16 protein-coding genes are annotated in these 17,619 nt (G+C 39.1%); 9 read left to right on the top strand and 7 right to left on the bottom strand.

Features of this window, described 5'->3' with window-relative positions:
• Positions 1–21 precede the first annotated feature (21 nt).
• Entirely contained in the window at positions 22–1,311 is a 1,290-nt protein-coding gene (locus FLM47_RS17460; RefSeq protein ID WP_138606516.1) for an alkaline phosphatase, read from the bottom strand.
• Positions 1,312–1,497: 186 nt separating this feature from the next.
• Between FLM47_RS17460 and FLM47_RS17455 the strand changes: the two genes are divergently transcribed.
• The 3 genes from FLM47_RS17455 (at position 1,498) to rnd (ending at position 5,297) form a co-directional block, all read left to right on the top strand.
• Positions 1,498–2,349, top strand: a complete 852-nt coding sequence (locus FLM47_RS17455) for an alpha/beta hydrolase (RefSeq protein WP_178957122.1) — start codon at positions 1,498–1,500, stop codon at positions 2,347–2,349.
• Positions 2,350–2,463: 114 nt separating this feature from the next.
• Entirely contained in the window at positions 2,464–4,116 is a 1,653-nt protein-coding gene (fadD, locus tag FLM47_RS17450; protein ID WP_138606512.1) for a long-chain-fatty-acid--CoA ligase FadD, read from the top strand.
• 50 nt (positions 4,117–4,166) lie between these two features.
• Positions 4,167–5,297, top strand: coding sequence for a ribonuclease D (gene rnd / locus FLM47_RS17445; protein ID WP_178957121.1), 1,131 nt, complete (start codon positions 4,167–4,169; stop codon positions 5,295–5,297).
• Positions 5,298–5,356: 59 nt separating this feature from the next.
• Here the strand turns inward: rnd and minE are convergent, their stop codons facing one another.
• The 3 genes from minE to minC are packed head-to-tail and all read right to left on the bottom strand — an operon-like array spanning position 5,357 to position 7,141.
• The gene (gene minE / locus FLM47_RS17440) at positions 5,357–5,620 is read right to left on the bottom strand and encodes a cell division topological specificity factor MinE (RefSeq protein WP_008111532.1); all 264 of its coding nucleotides are present in this window, start codon (positions 5,618–5,620) and stop codon (positions 5,357–5,359) included.
• Between the two features lies 1 nt (position 5,621).
• Positions 5,622–6,431 carry a septum site-determining protein MinD gene (gene minD, locus FLM47_RS17435; protein WP_138606508.1) on the bottom strand — a complete coding sequence of 270 codons (810 nt, stop codon included), beginning with the start codon at positions 6,429–6,431 and terminating at the stop codon, positions 5,622–5,624.
• Positions 6,432–6,436: 5 nt separating this feature from the next.
• Positions 6,437–7,141 (bottom strand): septum site-determining protein MinC, encoded by a 705-nt coding sequence (gene minC / locus FLM47_RS17430; RefSeq protein WP_138606506.1) that lies wholly within the window; start codon positions 7,139–7,141, stop codon positions 6,437–6,439.
• A 156-nt stretch (positions 7,142–7,297) separates the two neighbouring features.
• On the opposite strand from minC, the gene FLM47_RS17425 reads away from it, so the two are divergent.
• Positions 7,298–7,579, top strand: coding sequence for a YcgL domain-containing protein (locus tag FLM47_RS17425; RefSeq protein ID WP_178957120.1), 282 nt, complete (start codon positions 7,298–7,300; stop codon positions 7,577–7,579).
• A complete protein-coding gene (locus FLM47_RS17420) occupies positions 7,572–8,588 on the top strand; it encodes a lytic transglycosylase domain-containing protein (protein WP_178957119.1) in 1,017 nt (338 codons plus the stop codon). The genes FLM47_RS17425 and FLM47_RS17420 overlap by 8 nt, the downstream gene beginning before the upstream one ends.
• Positions 8,589–8,645: 57 nt before the next feature.
• Here FLM47_RS17420 and FLM47_RS17415 read toward each other — a convergent pair whose 3' ends face one another.
• Positions 8,646–9,194, bottom strand: coding sequence for a GbsR/MarR family transcriptional regulator (locus FLM47_RS17415; protein ID WP_010388849.1), 549 nt, complete (start codon positions 9,192–9,194; stop codon positions 8,646–8,648).
• Positions 9,195–9,410: 216 nt separating this feature from the next.
• Between FLM47_RS17415 and adhP the strand changes: the two genes are divergently transcribed.
• Positions 9,411–10,421, top strand: a complete 1,011-nt coding sequence (gene adhP / locus FLM47_RS17410; protein WP_054201589.1) for an alcohol dehydrogenase AdhP — start codon at positions 9,411–9,413, stop codon at positions 10,419–10,421.
• A 70-nt stretch (positions 10,422–10,491) separates the two neighbouring features.
• Here the strand turns inward: adhP and FLM47_RS17405 are convergent, their stop codons facing one another.
• Positions 10,492–12,912: a TonB-dependent siderophore receptor gene (locus tag FLM47_RS17405; RefSeq protein ID WP_178957118.1), complete on the bottom strand. Its 2,421-nt coding sequence runs from the start codon at positions 12,910–12,912 to the stop codon at positions 10,492–10,494.
• Between the two features lie 290 nt (positions 12,913–13,202).
• Complete coding sequence (locus FLM47_RS17400; protein WP_178957117.1) at positions 13,203–14,474, bottom strand: amidohydrolase family protein; 1,272 nt, start codon at positions 14,472–14,474, stop codon at positions 13,203–13,205.
• A gap of 153 nt (positions 14,475–14,627) precedes the next feature.
• Between FLM47_RS17400 and FLM47_RS17395 the strand changes: the two genes are divergently transcribed.
• The 3 genes from FLM47_RS17395 to FLM47_RS17385 all read left to right on the top strand — a co-directional run bounded on the left by FLM47_RS17395 (position 14,628) and on the right by FLM47_RS17385 (position 17,563).
• Entirely contained in the window at positions 14,628–16,445 is a 1,818-nt protein-coding gene (locus FLM47_RS17395; protein ID WP_178957116.1) for a DUF885 family protein, read from the top strand.
• Between the two features lie 96 nt (positions 16,446–16,541).
• A complete protein-coding gene (locus tag FLM47_RS17390; protein ID WP_138606494.1) occupies positions 16,542–17,054 on the top strand; it encodes a YcgN family cysteine cluster protein in 513 nt (170 codons plus the stop codon).
• Positions 17,054–17,563, top strand: a complete 510-nt coding sequence (locus FLM47_RS17385) for an RNA methyltransferase (RefSeq protein WP_178957115.1) — start codon at positions 17,054–17,056, stop codon at positions 17,561–17,563. Before FLM47_RS17390 ends, FLM47_RS17385 begins: the two co-directional genes overlap by 1 nt.
• Positions 17,564–17,619 lie beyond the last annotated feature (56 nt).

Below are 17,619 nucleotides of genomic sequence, written 5' to 3'. Positions count from 1 at the left end.
TTTTTAATTTCATTACTGAGATTATTGTTCTATGTAACCAATCAATTTTTTAGCTATATCGGTATTATTTTGAGAGCCAACAAAGTCATCGCTATTTTTGCCATAAGCAAATACTTGTACATCAGACGCTGTGTGACCGCCCGTTGTCCAACCTGTAAAGCTTAAATCATTAATGATGCTTTTAACGGCTAAGTTTAGGGTTTTCTCACCCATAGCTTTGGCTTGTTTAAGCTTAATTTCGTTTTCAGCTGTAAACTCAATGCTCGTATTTTCCTGCCATACCTTTTTAAGGTTATCTGACTCCATTAACAAATTGGTCAATGTACCCGCAGTGGCTTTAACACCTTTGATGACATCTGTTTCCCATTTATATTGGCCATGTGCACCAATAGTTAAACCACCTGTTGAGTGGTCTGCCGTGATCACCAAAATAGTGTCTGGGTTCTTATCTACATAGGCTTTAGCCGTTTCGATTGATTTAGCAAAATCATCCATTTCAGCCATTGCACAGGCAATATCATTTGCGTGACCACACCAGTCAATTTGGCTGCCTTCAATCATCACAAAAAAGCCTTTATCATTTTGCCCATCAAGCAAATCAAACGCTTTAGAAGTTAACTGCTTTAATCTTGTTGGGTTTTCATCAAGAGCAAACGGTAAGCCTTTAGGTGCATATAAACCTATAGCAGGCACTTGAGTGATTTGACCAAGGTTCTGAATATCATCGCCATATTGATAACCAGCTTGTTTAAATTCGTCTACTAAGTTTCTGTCATCACGAATAAAGTACTCAGTACCACCGCCTAACATTAAATCTACCGGTAATTTACCTGCAATTTTATTGTCAATGTAGTCATTGGCAATATCATCGTAGTTTCTTCTTGATTCATTATGTGCGGCAAAACTTGCTGGTGTTGCATGGTTTATTTGTGAGGTAGCTACTAACGCTGTTGTCATTCCTTGCTCTTTTGCAATTTCTAGCATGGTTTTAACAGGCTTTTTAGCTGTATCGACGGCAATAGCGCCATTATAACTTTTATGGCCGCTGCTAAGTGCAGTTGCACCTGCTGCGCTGTCTGTAACATAGGTATGGTCATCTGGATACGTGTGCGCCATGCCTTTTAATATGGTATCAAAAACGGTGGTTTCTATTTCTTTTGTTGTTGGGTCATCTTTGTAGTATCGATAAGCGGTTGTGAAAGCGGGACCCATGCCATCACCAATCATATAAATAACATTTTTAGGCGCTGTTTGAGCAAATGCTCCTGTTGTTGTACATAAAAGCGCTAATAAGCCGAACTGTTTTTTCATTGTGTGTACCCTTTAAGTGTACTTATTTTAATAGCGACTATTATTGTATACTGATGACCAGATAAATAAATGAATATGTTATGAAATCTCGCAATTTAAGTGTGTACTCTTCTAGCTCGGTTCTATTATTTGTGTATTAACTCTTGTATGTTATTGCTATAACCAAATAAAAAGTAGAGGTTTGCATTGCAACCATTTTCTGTCAAAGCTAACGACTTAGATATACATGGCCTTAAATTTGGAGACGGTGAAGAGGTTGTTATTGCGCTTCACGGTTGGTTAGATAACAGTGCTAGCTTTGTACCTATGCTAACTGACGTACCGTCAAATCAAACATGGTATTGTATTGATTTTGCAGGGCATGGACTATCATCTTGGCGAAGCCCTCAGGCACATTACTACTTTATTGATTATGTGGATGATGTTTATGCCTTAATCACAGCGCTTAAATTAAAAAAGGTACACTTGGTCGGGCATTCGATGGGGGCGATGGTCGCGGGTTTATTTGCGAGTTGTTTTAACGAGTATGTTAAATCCGTTTCTTTTATTGAAGGAATAGGCTGCGTTACCACACAAGCAAATGAAGTCGCTTCACAGCTAAGAAATGCCATACTTAACCGGGCACGGTTAACGATTAAAAAATCAAGGATATACACTTCAAAAGAGCAAATTTATCAAGCGCGTGCAAAAACAACTGATTTAAATGATAAATTAATCGCTTTGCTGATGGACAGAAATATAAAACAAATGCACAGTGGGTTTGAGTTAACGACTGATCCTAAGCTTAAAAATCACTCAGGTTTTCGATTTGATGAAGCGCAATGTATTGGTGCAATAAAAGAATTAATTGCACCATGTCAATTAATTTTAGGTGATCAAGGTTATCCATTTGTAAAACAAAACTTAGATAAGTATAGTAATTATTACAATAACTTGAGAGTATTAGAAGTGCCTGGTGGACATCATTGCCATATGCAAAGTAGTGGGCTATGTTTTGAACACATTCACGTATTTATGCTGCAAAGTAGTGCATGTTAATTGTATATTACCGATAAATGTGGGATTATCTCTAGATTAGAGTATTTGCTCAATTGTGAAAGTGCCTTACTTAGATTAAGGTTAATAAAAATATAATTATAACAGGGGCTAAGAGTGGAAAAAATCTGGCTTAAGCGCTACCCAGAAGGTATGCCTGAAACAATCGATCCTGAGCACTACAACTCGTTACTCGAAGTGTTTGAAAAAAGTTTTAATGAATACAAAGATTTACCTGCATTTACTAATATGGGTAAAACATTGTCTTACAACGAAATAGATGCTGCAACAAAACGCGTTGCCGCCTATATCCAAAACGATTTAGGATTAAAAAAAGGCGATAAAGTCGCTGTGATGATGCCTAATTTGTTGCAAACCCCTATTGCTATTTTAGGTATTTTGCGTGCAGGATGTGTTGTAGTTAATGTTAACCCGCTTTACACCGTACGAGAGTTAGAGCATCAGTTAAAAGATTCTGAAACATCAGCCATTTTTATACTTGCTAACTTTGCTGTCACTCTTGAAAAAGCGCTGCCCAACACCGACGTGAAACATATTGTGGTTACCCAAGTCGGTGACATGATGGGTGGTCTTAAAAAGCATTTAGTTAATTTTGTCGTTAAGCATTTCAAAAAAATGGTGCCAAGCTACACATTACCTAACACGATTAACTTTTGTGATTTGTTAAAAGCAGATCCAACTGGTTACAAACGTCCAGATGTAAACCTTAGTGACTTAGCGTTCTTGCAGTACACCGGTGGAACTACCGGTGTATCAAAAGGCGCTATGTTAAGTCATGGCAATATGGTAGGTAATCTTGAGCAAGTATCTGGTTGTTTAGACAAAGTGCTTGACCGTGGTAGTGAAGTAGTTATTACTGCGCTTCCGCTTTATCATATATTTGCATTAACAGCGAACTGTTTAGCATTTATGAAATACGGTGGCTTAAATGTTTTAATTACTAATCCACGTGATATGCCAGGATTTGTAAAAGAGCTTAGTCAGCATAAATTTACAGCTATTACAGGTGTAAATACTCTGTTTAATGGCTTATTAAATACTCCAGGTTTCTCTGAACTTGATTTTAGTAACCTTAAAATGTCACTGGGTGGCGGTATGGCCGTTCAACGTCCAGTTGCCGAAAAATGGCAGAAGGTCACTAACAGCAAATTAATGGAAGGCTATGGTCTGACAGAGTGTTCGCCATTAGTTACAATTAGCCCATATGATTTAGAGTCTTATAATGGCTCTATTGGCTTACCAGCGCCAAGTACCGATATCAAGCTAATGCTTGATAGCGGTGAAGAAGCGGCTAAAGGTGAACCGGGCGAGTTATGGGTTAAAGGCCCACAAGTAATGCTTGGTTATTATAACCGTCCTGACGCAACCTCTGAATGTTTAAAAGATGGCTGGTTTGCTACCGGTGATATTGCGACATACGATGATGAAGGCTTCTTCTATATTGTTGACCGTAAAAAAGACATGATCATTGTGTCAGGCTTTAATGTATTCCCAAATGAGATTGAAGAAGTGGTTGCGATGCACGAAGGTGTATTAGAAGTTGCCGCAATTGGTATTCCTCATGACATTAGTGGTGAACAAGTTAAAGTTTTTGTTGTGAAAAAAGACCCTTCTTTAACTGAAAAAGATATAATAAAACATTGTCGTGATAATTTAACTAATTATAAGGTTCCTAAACTCGTTGAGTTTAAGGATGAGTTACCTAAAACTAACGTGGGTAAAATTCTCAGAAGAGCCTTAAAAGATTAGCAACTATAAAAAAGCCGACATTAGTCGGCTTTTTTATTGTAGGAGACTCAGTGCACTACCAATTGATCCAAACCCAAAATGAGCTAAATACGTTTGTAGAACAAATAAAAAACAAACCCATTCTTGCTATTGATACCGAGTTTATGCGCCGCCGTACTTTGTATCCCGAAGTTGCACTAATTCAAGTTTATGATGGCGAGCATTTAGCACTCATCGACCCGCTTGCAGAGCTTTCCTTGTTTGATTTTTGGCAGATACTTAAAGATCCAAACGTGTTAAAAGTACTTCATTCTCCTTCAGAAGATATTGAAGTTTTTCAAAAATACGCAGGTTTCGTTCCTTATCCATTGTTTGATACTCAGTTTGCACTTCAGCTATTAGGGGAGGGTAACTGTATGGGGTTTGCCTTAATGGTAAAAACCTTGTTGAATATTGAAATTGATAAAAGTGAATCGCGTACCAATTGGTTACAACGTCCTCTCACTCAAAAACAACTTGAATACGCTGCGGCCGATACGTTTCACTTACTGCCTTGTTTTGAGTTAATTATAGACAGCATTAAAGCGGCCGATTTATTTGATATTGTTATTAACGAAAGTGAATTAGTGGCAAACAAGCGTGCTTTTCAAACACCAGATGAACTGCTTTATAAAGAGATTAAAAATGCATGGCAGCTTAAGCCGCATGAATTAGCTGTACTTAAAGAATTAGCCGTGTGGCGAAGAGATAAAGCAATTCGTAAAAATCTTGCGCTTAATTTTGTTCTTAAAGAGCACAACATGACTGAAATCGCTAAGCGAGGCCCATCGAGCTTAAATGCGCTTAGACAAATTCCGGGTGTTGAGCCTATTGAAGTGAATCGTTCAGGGGTTGAAATTTTGAAGTGTATTGAGCAAGCTAAAGCTATCCCACCTGAACAGCACCCAAAAGTACTAAAGCGTTTAATTGATTTTCCTACATACAAAAAAGTAGCGAAAGAGATCAAACAAAACATTAGTAAGGTTGCAAAAGAGCACAACATACCAGAAGATGTAATGGCCTCTAAAAAGCAAGTGAATCAACTTATAAGTTGGAACTGGAAGCTAACAGATGAACAAAAATCACAGCAGATAAAACCAGATTTACTCAATTCTTGGCGCTATGAATATCTTAAAGGTGCACTCAAAGAGTGGGATAATTAAATAAAGTTTACAAGACGAGTTAAAAACAGATGATAAAGGGCGCTTAGCGCCCTTTATCATTATTTCTTTTCTTCGTCAGGTAGTGTGACATTGAGTTCGAGTACGGCTAAATCATCTTCATTTTGATCAAACTGAACTTGAACTGCATCGGCGCCTACATTCACGTACTTGCGAATGACATCTAATATATCTTGCTTTAACTGCGGCAAGTAATCAGGTGTACCACGCTGAGAACGTTCGTGCGCGACTATGATCTGCAATCGCTCTTTTGCTAATGACGCACTGTTTTTCTTTTCTGAGCGGAAGTAGTCAAGTAAAGACACATTAACCTCCAAATATCCGTTTGAATAAACCCTTTTTCTCTACATCTAAAAATCTAAATTCAACCGTCTCGCCTAATAAACGACTGATCGCATCAGCATAGGCTTGACCTGCGTCTGATTCGCCATCAAGAATAACGGGTTGTCCTGAGTTAGATGCACTAAGTACTGCTTGAGATTCAGGAATGACACCTAGTAAGTCGATAGCTAGAATGTCCTGGATATCTTCAACAGATAGCATTTCACCTTTTGATACACGATCTGGATTATAGCGTGTTATTAGCAAATGCTCTTTAATGTTTTCCAAACCTTCTTCAGCACGTTTAGATTTACTGTGTAAAATTCCTAGTATACGATCTGAGTCTCTTACTGACGAAACTTCTGGGTTGGTAGTTACAATCGCTTCATCAGCGAAGTACATGGCCATCATAGCACCGGCTTCTATACCTGCCGGAGAATCACACACGATGTAGTCAAAGTCTTCTTTTAACTCATTGAGAACACGTTCAACGCCATCACGTGTGAGTGCATCTTTATCGCGTGTTTGCGATGCAGGAAGTAAGAATAACTTCTCTACACGCTTATCTTTTATAAGTGCTTGGTTAAGGTTGGCTTCACCATTGATTACATTGACAAAGTCATACACTACGCGACGTTCACAACCCATAATAAGGTCTAAATTCCGCAGGCCGATATCAAAATCAATGATAACAGTCTTATAGCCTTTCAATGCCAAGCCTGTACCAATTGCTGCGCTTGATGTTGTTTTACCAACACCCCCTTTACCCGAGGTAACGACAATTATTTTTGCCATGAGATTTATCCTTTAACCAAAGCTGAAATTTCTAAAGATTCATTTTTTTGTTGTATTTGAACTGCGTTACCCCAGTGTTCACCTTGCAGTGAGTCACTGATCCAGTAATTACCATTGATTGAAACGAGTTCTGCTTCTAATTTATTACAAAAAATGTATGCGTTTTCTAGCCCTTTCGCACCGGCGATTGCACGGCCGCGTAGGGTTCCATATATATGTACATTGCCATCTGCAATTACTTCTGCACCATGGCTTACTGCGCCTAATACCACTAAGTCACGGTCTTTGGCGTAAACCTGTTGCCCTGAGCGAACTGCACCATTAATAATTTGTGCTGGTAAATACACGGTTTTTTCAACCACTGACGTATTAGGCTCTACTCTTGGAGGTTCACTCTTAACGTCTTGTGAATAGTTTAAAACAGATAAGCCAGCAGCTTTCGCTTGTTTGTGCTGCTCATCAGAACCATTACATACACCCACCGCATTAAAGCTCATACGTTCAATAAGTGATTTTAAGTGAACAAAATCAATAGGATTATTTTTTACTTCAATTAAATTCACGACAATGGGGGCACCCTCAAAGAATTTTGGGGCTTGGGCTATTTTTATATACAGTTGTTCTGCTAAAAGGGGGATATCAGTACTATAAAGATGTAAAACTGATAACGTAAAAAGGTTGCCTTTTAGCTCAAAAATTTGGTCCGACATAGATGCTCAACTGGATTGTCTTGTTAGTGTGAAATTTTTATATAAACCTAGGCTGAACAAGGCGTTTATTGTAGTTTTCACTCTAATTTTTATAACTTATTATTATTGCCATGTTATAGTGTGTAGCACTGTTAAGCAAGATTTTATAGGGCCATAATGCTAACTGCGGTATATAAAAGTAAGAAAAAAGCAGATACTTTCTTATTTATTGAAAAAAGAGACGATTTTAGTAAAGTTCCGGAACCTTTAATGGCCATGTTTGGTCAACCTCAGTACGTGATGATCATTAACTTAGCTAAGCGAACTCAACTAGGCGTAGCGGATTTAGACACTTTAAAACAGTCGCTCAGCGACCAAGGCTATTATTTACAAATTCCGCCACCAGAAGAAAACTTGCTGAGTGAATTAAGAAAACAAAACGGAGTAGATAGTGATTAAAAAATTAGCAGTTGTATTGTGTGGTATCTGTTTAAGCTCATCTGTGATGGCAAAAACCCAAGCTGAGTTTCAACAATACCTTACTAATTTAAAGCAAGAGGCAATAGCGAAAGGTTACGATACTCAGTTACTTGAGCAAGCATTTGCCACTGCTTCTTACAAAGAAAAAGTGATTTCAGCAGATAAAAATCAGCCTGAAGTAAAAGAAACACTGGAAACATATTTACCAAAACGAGTGCCTCAATGGAAAATTGATCGCGCGCGTAAGTTGTACAAAGAAAACCAAGACGTTTTAGAGAAGGTCGCAAAAGACTTTGGCGTCCAAGCACGCTTTATTGTAGCTATTTGGGGCTTAGAGAGTAATTTTGGTGCCATTCAAGGTGGCCACAACGTGATTTCATCGTTGGTAACACTGGCTTTTGATGGGCGCCGTGAAGCATTATACAAGCGCCAATTATGGGCAGCACTGGACATATTAAAGTCGGGTCATATTACGCTTGATAAATTTAAAGGCTCATGGGCAGGTGCAATGGGGCAAACTCAATTTATGCCAACCTCATTTAATGCCTATGCTGTAGATTACAACAACGATGGCCGTAAAGATATTTGGACAACCAAAGAAGATGCGTTTGCCTCTATTGCTAATTACTTAAAGCAAGAGGGTTGGAATGACAACTTAACCTGGGGTCGCCAAGTTCAATTACCTGCTGATTTTGATCAGCAGTATATTTTAAAGCGCGGTACTAAAACACGTAAGCAATGGCTTGAATATTGGAACAATTCAGAGCGCTCACTCGCTGATTGGCAAGCATTAGGGGTTCGTCGTGCTGATGGCAGCGATTTACCAAATGTTGCTGTGGATGCTGCACTAGTGATGCCTGATGATGAAAATGGGCGCATGTATTTAGCATACGACAACTACAAGGTATTTATGCACTGGAATCGGTCATATTATTTTGCAACCAGCGTGGGCTATTTGTCAGATAGAATTGCTTATCCAAAAATTTAAATAAAGCAAATAACTAAAAAGCCGCAAATTGCGGCTTTTTTGTGAGTGACCTATCGACTAAATTTCTTTTTTAAATATTTTATCTTTTAGGTCAATGACTTTGCCAATCCCTGAACCTAGTTTCATTAGCTTATTAAGCTGCTCAGGAGTTAAACGTTGTAATTCTGACGACCATTTAGTTACTGTTTCAAGTAAGTTATGGATTTCGCCCATTTGTTTTTGAGCGTAGATTTCATCGTCGTTACTTGCTTCGTCTAGTAAGTTATCCCGCAGTAAACTTAGTGTCGGCTCAACTTCACGTTTTTTGCGCTCTTCGAATACGCGATTTGCCATATCCCAAATATCGCCTGCAGGGGCATAGTACTCTTTTCTATCTCCTGGGATATGCATTACTTTGATCAGTTGCCAAGATTGTAATTCTTTGATCCCCATACTCACGTTACCGCGAGAGATACTTAGCGCATCAGCGATTTGATTTGCCGTCATCGGGTCTTTAGTGATAATCAATAAACCGCACATTTGTCCAATGGTGCGATTAAATCCCCAGCGGCTGCCCATCTCACCACAATGCATTACAAAGGCAAAGTTTTTTTCTGATAATGTCATTGTTACAAGTTTCAAAAATAAATGAAATCTATGCTAGCACGCTGGTTAGGTATGGCAAGACTTAAGCTGGGATAAAAAGCCACGTTTTACGACTAATGATTGATATAGATTAATATCTAAGCATTTATAGTGAGGTATGTTGCGGATATGCAACATGACATTGTTATTTAACGACCTTGTTGAATAACAAAATTTTTTATAAACGATGGAATGACTATGAAAGCAGCAATAAATACAGAATATAAAGGCAAGTTAGCGATCACCGATTTGCCTATCCCAGAAGTAGGTCCTAACGATGTCCTAGTAAAAATAGCCGCTTGTGGTGTGTGCCACACTGATTTACACGCATGTCATGGCGATTGGCCGGTAAAACCAAAAATGCCATTAGTACCTGGGCACGAAGGTGTTGGTGTAATAGAAAAACTAGGAAGTAATATTAAGCACTTAGAAGTGGGCGATAGAGTAGGCGTACCATGGTTATACAGCGCATGTGGCCATTGTGAGTTTTGTTTAGATGGGCGCGAAACCTTGTGTTTATCGCAACATAATACGGGTTACTCTATTGACGGTGGGTATGCAGAATACTGTTTAGCTCATGGTGACTACATCATCAAAATACCGGAAGGTTTAGGTTTTGCTGAAGCTGCCCCCTTATTTTGTGCGGGCGTAACAACGTATAAAGCTTTAAAAGTATCTGGCGCTAAACCAGGTCAATGGGTTGCTATTGTCGGTGTGGGTGGTTTAGGGCACTTAGCAGTGCAATATGCAAAAGCAATGGGCTTTAATGTTATTGCGGTAGATACTGGTAAAGAGAAAATGGCGCTAGCTAAAGAGTTGGGTGCTGATATTACGCTTGATTTTAAAGAGGTGGTGCCCAGTGAGGCCATTTTTGAGCAAGTAGGTGGCGCGCATGCTGTTGTTTGTACGGCAGTATCAAAACCTGGGTTTGAACAAGCATATAAAAGTGTTCGCCGAGGGGGAAAATGTGTATTGGTTGGTTTACCGCCTGAAGATATGCCATTGCCAATTTTTGACACCGTATTAAATGGTGTTTCAGTGGTTGGCTCTATTGTAGGTACGCGCAAAGACCTGCAAGAATGTCTTGAATTTGCTGCGCAAGGCAAAGTAAAAGCTATCATTGAAGAGAAAAAACTTGAAGATATTAATGAAATTTTTGATGACATGCTTAAAGGCGAAATAAACGGCCGCATAGTTGTTACGATTTAATATTAAGTTTTTACATGAAAAAAGCACGGTATTTCAATTGAAACTCCGTGCTTTTAAAATTATTAAACTATTAAAGTGTGTAACTAAAGCTTAGCTTTGCATTACGTTCTTCACCTGGCATTCCGCCTAAAAACATGGCTTTAGAATAATAGTTTTTATTAAACAGGTTATTAATGTTTAACTGCATCTGCCAGTTATCAGCTTTATAGCTAACTGCAGCATCATATACGGTATAAGCGGGTACGTAACCATTATCAATACCGAATGAACTTGAGTTAGTACTGCGTTTATCAACGAATGTTAAGCCTGCGCTTAGATCAACTGCGTGTGGTAATTCAAACAGCGCTGCTGAGTAAGTAACCCATGAACTAGCTGTTACATAAGGCACCCCTTTTTGGCGGGTATCAAAGCTTGAGCTGTTTGGATTAGTTTTATCGCGGGCGTCTTGATAAACACCGTTAATATTAACTTTCCATTGATCGTTCAAATAGGCATTTAAATCAATCTCTACACCTTTTGTCTGTTCTTCGCCATCAAAAAAGCTCTCTACTACGTTAGGTGCTGACACGCCGGCTTCATAAAGTGGATTGGCGTATTCTAAATTAGTGCGCGCACTTTCAAATACTACAATCGAAGCTAGTAATTGATCATCAAATGCTTTAAAACGAAAGCCTAAATCGTTACTCACTGATTCTGAATCGTCTCTATCGGCTTCATTACCAGCAACAGAGCCAAGAACACTGTAAGCTGTGCGTCCTTTCGAGTGATTTAAAAACAAAGCCATATCAGCGTTTACTTGATAAGTAGCACCTAAGTTATACGTTAAACCACTGTCTGATGTGTTTGCTTCAGGCGTTGGATTTGCGCGGCTTTGGCTATAACGTGGGTCTACCCCAAAATGCTCATAACTTTGTTTTATGCGATTATGAGCAACACCAATACGAGTAGTGATCTTGTCGTTAATATAAGCAACATGCTGCAGGCCTACGCCCCATGCTTGTACTTTTTTATTGTAATCACTGGTTTTAAGCGGATCATAGTCAGCAAATTCACCTGTAGGCCAATTTGGTTGACGTATATCAAAAATATATGGCAGTGCGCCTTGGTAAATCACTTCACCGTCATTGTTTTTAATGACCTTATCAGCATCATAAATAGAGTACTGTTTAAAACGAATATCACGGTCTTCATAGTTGGCATTAACTAGTAGTTCGTTTTCTATATTACCAAGCATAAAGTCATAACGTAAATCTAAGAAGTATTGCCAAGATTTTTCATCCGCTTCTACTTGGCGATATTCTTGGCGTCTTGCAGCAAAAGGATGTAATACATTATCTACAACTAACGGTGCGCGTGGATCTTGGTTAATTACACCGCGTCGGTTCCAATAAACATAATTATAAGCACCTGTTTGACGAGCAAAACTTGAGGTGTAATTGCGATACTGTAGCTGTTGATTTAAAAATAAATCATCACTAATGTAATAATTATGCGCTAATTTAAAACGCAGCTCTTCACCTTCGTTATCCTTTGCCATCGGTGATATTATGCCATTAGTGCCAAAGTTAAAGGGTGTTAAACCATCATTGCTTGCCAAAGAGTTAGCTAATTCATTTCGTTGTGCTTCACTCAATTGTAACCCACTTGCTGTAGGGTCATTAACTAAATCGGCGCCTGATACTTCTCCAGCAGTTAAACCGTTAACCGATTCACTGTTAAAAATACGAATAGGGTGGCCAATAGAATCCACTGCAATAGCGTCTTTAATATATGCCCCAGACAATACAAAAGATTGTTGGTCATTAAGCACATATTTTAAAGACGAGTAAATTTCATCGCGCTGCTCTTTTAAATCACGAAAGCCATCGCTAGAGGCGGTTTTTGCCATTACCCGATAAGCTAAATCGTCGGTTATTGCATTGGTGCTATCGAGTGCAAGCGAATAACTATCCCACTGACCGATATCCATTTCTAGCGTATGTTGCTCGTTAAACTGTGGTTTTTTCTCAATGAGGTTGATCACACCACCGGCACTACCCATACCATACAAGCCAGTAGCGGGACCCTTTAACACTTCAATAGATTCAACATTGGTTAAAGACCGAGTAGGGTTAAATGTATTGCCCAAGCCTGCGCCGCCATACATGCCATCATAAGTGTAATTAGCACCCAAACCACGAATAACTAAATTGTCACCAATGCCATAGTTATTACCCGCTTGAGTTAGGCCACTCACATTGCGGATCACGTCCTGAAGACTATCAATACCTTGTGATTCAATCAGTGCTTTATCAACAATAACCACGGGTGCTGGGGTTTCCATTAGTGACATGTCTGATTTAGTCGCTAAACCAGAATTCATCACTACTCGGTTTTGTTGCTCGTAAACGCTAATTCGTTCAATATCTGAATTAACTTGTGACTCGTTAGCCATTGCTAAATTTGCGTTTAAACACGCTAGAGTGAGGAGAGAGTATTGAAACCTTTTCATAAACTGATAACCATTCGCATTTGTTAATTTGCGCGAATGATAATGGTTATCATTTTAAATTTAAATAAAAAGTTCAATTTTTTTTACTTCAATAGGTACGTTTGCTTGATTGTTATTCAATGTGATTTAAAAGTAATCATATTTGAAAATTTCAAAGGGGGATTGCAGTAGTTAGTTGGTTTAGCAGAAAGATTTTTTAATAAAATTTTGATGGCTAAACGAGCAGCTTAGCTACATTTGCAAAAAATTTTAAGGTTGAGCGGTGCTCAACCTTATAGAAACGTTTGGGCTTACTGTTTGTAAACCACACCCGCCTTCATAACAAACGGGATCTGCTCTAGTGTAGAAATGTTTTTTAATGGATTAGTATCTACCGCTATGATATCAGCTGCAAAACCAGTTTTAATTTGCCCTAGTTGTTTATCAGCTTTTAATAATCTAGCACTATTAATGGTCGCCGCTTGAATTGCTTGTAATTCACTCATGCCAAATTCAACCATACGGGAAAACTGTTTAGCATTATCACCATGTGGGTATATTGCTGCGTCGGTACCAAATACCATGTTTACCCCAGCTTTAACAGCGCGTTTAAAACTATCACGTTGTTTTTTTGATACCAGACGTTCCTTATTTAGGTTTTCTTCATCAACACCATTTTGCTCACCAAAGCTCAGCGTATACTCTGTATTATAAATATCCATCGATAACCAAGTACCATGCTCTTTTGCAAGCGCAATCGCTTCATCATCTAGAAAGCTAGCGTGCTCAACACTATCTACACCGGCTCTAATCGCCGTTTTAATACCGTTAGTGCCGTGTGCGTGAGCGGCAACAGGTAATTCACGCATGTGCGCTTCATCAACAATGGCTTTCATTTCTTCAAAGGCGTATTGCTGTATGCCGACTTTTGTTCCTTTAGAAAATACCCCACCTGTGGCGCATAGTTTGATTGCATTAGCGCCATATTTTATATTTTCACGCACTTTAATACGTACTGCCCATGGGCCATCAGCAACGCCGGTGGCAGTATATTTCATCTCTGGAGGTAAGCGATTATTATCGCAGTGCCCACCAGTAATGCTCAAAGAAGGCCCTGCAGCCCAGATACGTGGGCCGATAATATCACCTGCATTCACACCATCTCGCACCGCAATAACACTGTAGCCCTCAGCACCTAAGTTCCTTACTGTAGTAAATCCAGCTTCTAAGGTTTGCTTAGCAAAATAGCTGGCTTTAATGGCCATTCGCGGAACAGATTGCCCTAAACGTTCACTTCGAGAGACGGTAGGATCGCTGGTTAAATGTACGTGCATGTCCATTAACCCAGGTAACAGGGTAAGCGTTGGTAGGTTTATCAGTTCATCATTACTGCTAAGCTTGGGCTTTTTATTAAATTGGATTTGGCTAATAACACCTTTATCTATGGCAATCAAAGGATTAGCCTTAAGTTCGCCTGTTTCAACATCTAGCAAAGCTTTGGCCGATATATAGGTTGTGGCTAGTGTACTTGCACTGGTTAAGCTCATTAATGCGATTGATAGAGTCAATAAATGTTTTTTCATGTTTAAGTCATTATAATTATTTTCATTCACTTGAATGTAGCAACCATGCGCTATTGAGTAAATAATGTAGCGACGAATAGCATTGACCGTAATTGCTTTATTTAAGTTATTTAAAACCGCATAATTGGCGGGTAAAAACTAACAAGGGAATTTATGAAAGTTATTAAAATAGCTCTGGTTGCCAGTAGCGTTATGTTTGCCTTAAGTGGTTGTATGAGCACCAGCTCACAATTAAACACAAATCAGTCAGTTGCACCTGTAATAAGCGAATTATCAGCCGAGCAGCAATTAGATGTGCTCGTTGCTCAGTACTACGATGAATCATTAGCTTTTAATCCATTAAGCGCTACTTATAATGGCCGCCATGAATTTGATGATCAATTTTTGCCTGAAATATCGCAGCTTAATCGCGATAAGAAAGCCGCTTTCTACAAAAAATATCAACAACGCTTATCCCTGATTGATGAATCACAACTGACCGGTCAAGCGCTACTGAATTTTGAAGTGTTATCCCGAGATTTAGCCCTCAAGCTTGAGGGGATGCAATATAAAAATTATTTGTTACCGATAAATCAAATGTCGGGTGCGCATAATACCTTCGCTGGATTTGGTTCAGGACAAAGTGCTCAGCCTTTTAATACTGTTGCCGACTACGAAAATTTTATCAAGCGTGCAGATGGTTTCGTTAAATGGCTTGCAAGTGTTGAACAATCAATGGCGCAAGGCGTTAAATACGATGTGGTACTGCCTATGCCATTAGCAAAAAAATTACTCCCGCAATTTAAAGCGCATGTTGTTACAAGCGCAGAAGATTCTCTCTTTTATTCGCCCATTAAAGCCATGCCCGACTCTTTTTCAGCTGATGAAAAGCAACAGCTAAAATCGCAGTATAAAACACTGATCTTAGATAAATTAGTGCCTGCATATCAGCGAATGAGCGATTTCTTACTTAACGATTATATTCCTTATGCCCGCGATTCTGTTGGTTATGCTGATTTACCCAATGGTAAAGCGTGGTACGAATACCAAATAAAGAAAAATACTACGTTAAGTTTATCAGCGGATGAAATTCATGAGATTGGTTTAAGTGAAGTGGCAAGAATCTTAAGTGAGATGAAAACGGTGAAAAACACCGTCGAATTTGAAGGAGAATTATCAGCCTTTTTTAACCACTTACGTGACTCCGATGAGTTTTATTACAAAACGGCCGATGAGTTAATTGCTGCCTATGAAAAGATAAAATTAAAAATAGACGCTCGCTTACCAAAGTTATTTAATATTGAGCCTAAAGCACCTTATGTTGTCAAAGCGGTTGAAGCGTATCGAGCCCAATCAGCTGCGGGAGCGTCGTATGCAGGACCCGCTCCTGATGGTTCGCGCCCAGGCATATTTTACATCAATACATACAACTTAAAAGCGCAGCCTAAGTTTTTACTCGAAACACTGTCTATTCATGAAGCCGCTCCTGGTCATCACTTTCAAATAGCGCTGCAACAAGAGGTGCAAAGCTTGCCCGATTTTCGTAAATTTGGCGGCTATACCGTGTTTGCTGAAGGCTGGGCATTATATGCAGAAAGCTTAGGCAAAGAATTGGGCTTATTTACCGACCCGTATATGTGGTACGGGCGTCTTAGCGATGAGCAGCTAAGAGCGATGCGATTAGTGCTTGATACAGGATTTCATGCCAAAGGTTGGACACGTCAACAAGGCATTGATTACATGCTAGCAAATTCTTCAATGGCAAAAAGTGATGTTATTGCTGAAGTTGAGCGCTATATTGCATGGCCAGGCCAAGCACTATCGTACAAATTGGGTGAGTTTAAAATTAAAGAGCTCAGAAATTACGCCCACCAGCAATTAGGTGAGCAATTTGACATTAAAGCGTTTCATACGCAAATATTGATTGATGGTGCACTACCTATGCCTATTCTGGAGAAAAAAATTAAACGTTGGGTTAAATCTCAGCAGTAATAAAATCGCGCGAAGCCATGCAGATATTAGGGATTGGCTTTGCGCGCTTTGCTGCAATACGTTAGAATGCGCGCTCTTAAAAGGGGCGAGAACACCATGTTTGATCAACAATTAGCAAATACCCAATTTTGGCTTAGTAAAAGCCTGAATGAAATGAACCAGCAAGAATGGGAAGCCATTTGTGATGGATGTGGAAAGTGTTGTTTAAACACCTTTATTGACAGTGAAGACGAAGATGACTTTACTGCTACCGATCAGCTAAGAGAAGGCGAGCAACTAATATTTACCAACATTGTTTGTCAATACCTTGATAACAATACCTGTGGCTGTAGTGAATACGAAAACCGCCAAACATTAGTCCCTTCGTGTGTTAAACTCACTAAAGAAAACCTAAAAGACATCTTTTTCATGCCACAAAGCTGTAGCTACCGCCGTCTTCATGAAGGGCGCGGTTTAGCAACGTGGCACCCGTTACTTAATAACGGCGATAAAACTAAAATGCATGAGCTAAACATTTCAGTCAAAGATAAAACAGTAAAAGATTGTGATGTAAAATTAGACGATTTTGACTTGTATATTGCCGAGTGGCCAACCAAGGATTGCAACTAGTGAGTAAGTTACAAGCAAGTATTGGTTTAATAAACCCTAAAAGCCCAACCAATGTGGGTGGTGTATTACGCGCAGCAGGTTGTTATGACGCCAAGCAGGTTTTTTTTACCGGCAACCGTTATTTAAATGCACAAAAATTTCATACGGATACGAAAAATGTGGTGCAACGCATTCCATTAACCGCCACTGACGATTTAGCATCAGTCAAGCCAAAAGATGCAAAAGTAGTGGTAATTGAGTTAATTGAAGGCGCCACTCCTTTGCCCGAATTTACTCACCCTGAGAACGCATTTTATGTATTTGGTCCAGAAGACGGCTCTGTGCCCAAAGATGTTTTAAAATGGTGCGACGAAGTGGTGTATATTCCTACTATCGGCTGTATGAATTTAGCGGCAACCTGTAATGTTGTTCTTTATGACCGACTCTCTAAATTGGGCGGGATTCAAAGCAGTGATGAAACCATTATTTCATCACGCGATACCAATAATAAAATGAAATGGAAAAAGTGATTTAAATAATAATTACTCAGTGTAACGTCATTATTAAATTCAAATTTTAATCTTTT

The sequence above is a fragment of the Pseudoalteromonas sp. Scap06 genome (genome assembly GCF_013394165.1).
Classification (GTDB): domain Bacteria; phylum Pseudomonadota; class Gammaproteobacteria; order Enterobacterales; family Alteromonadaceae; genus Pseudoalteromonas.
The sequence above is the reverse complement of the archived record's forward strand: the minus strand, read 5'-3'. Positions and strand labels throughout refer to the sequence as shown.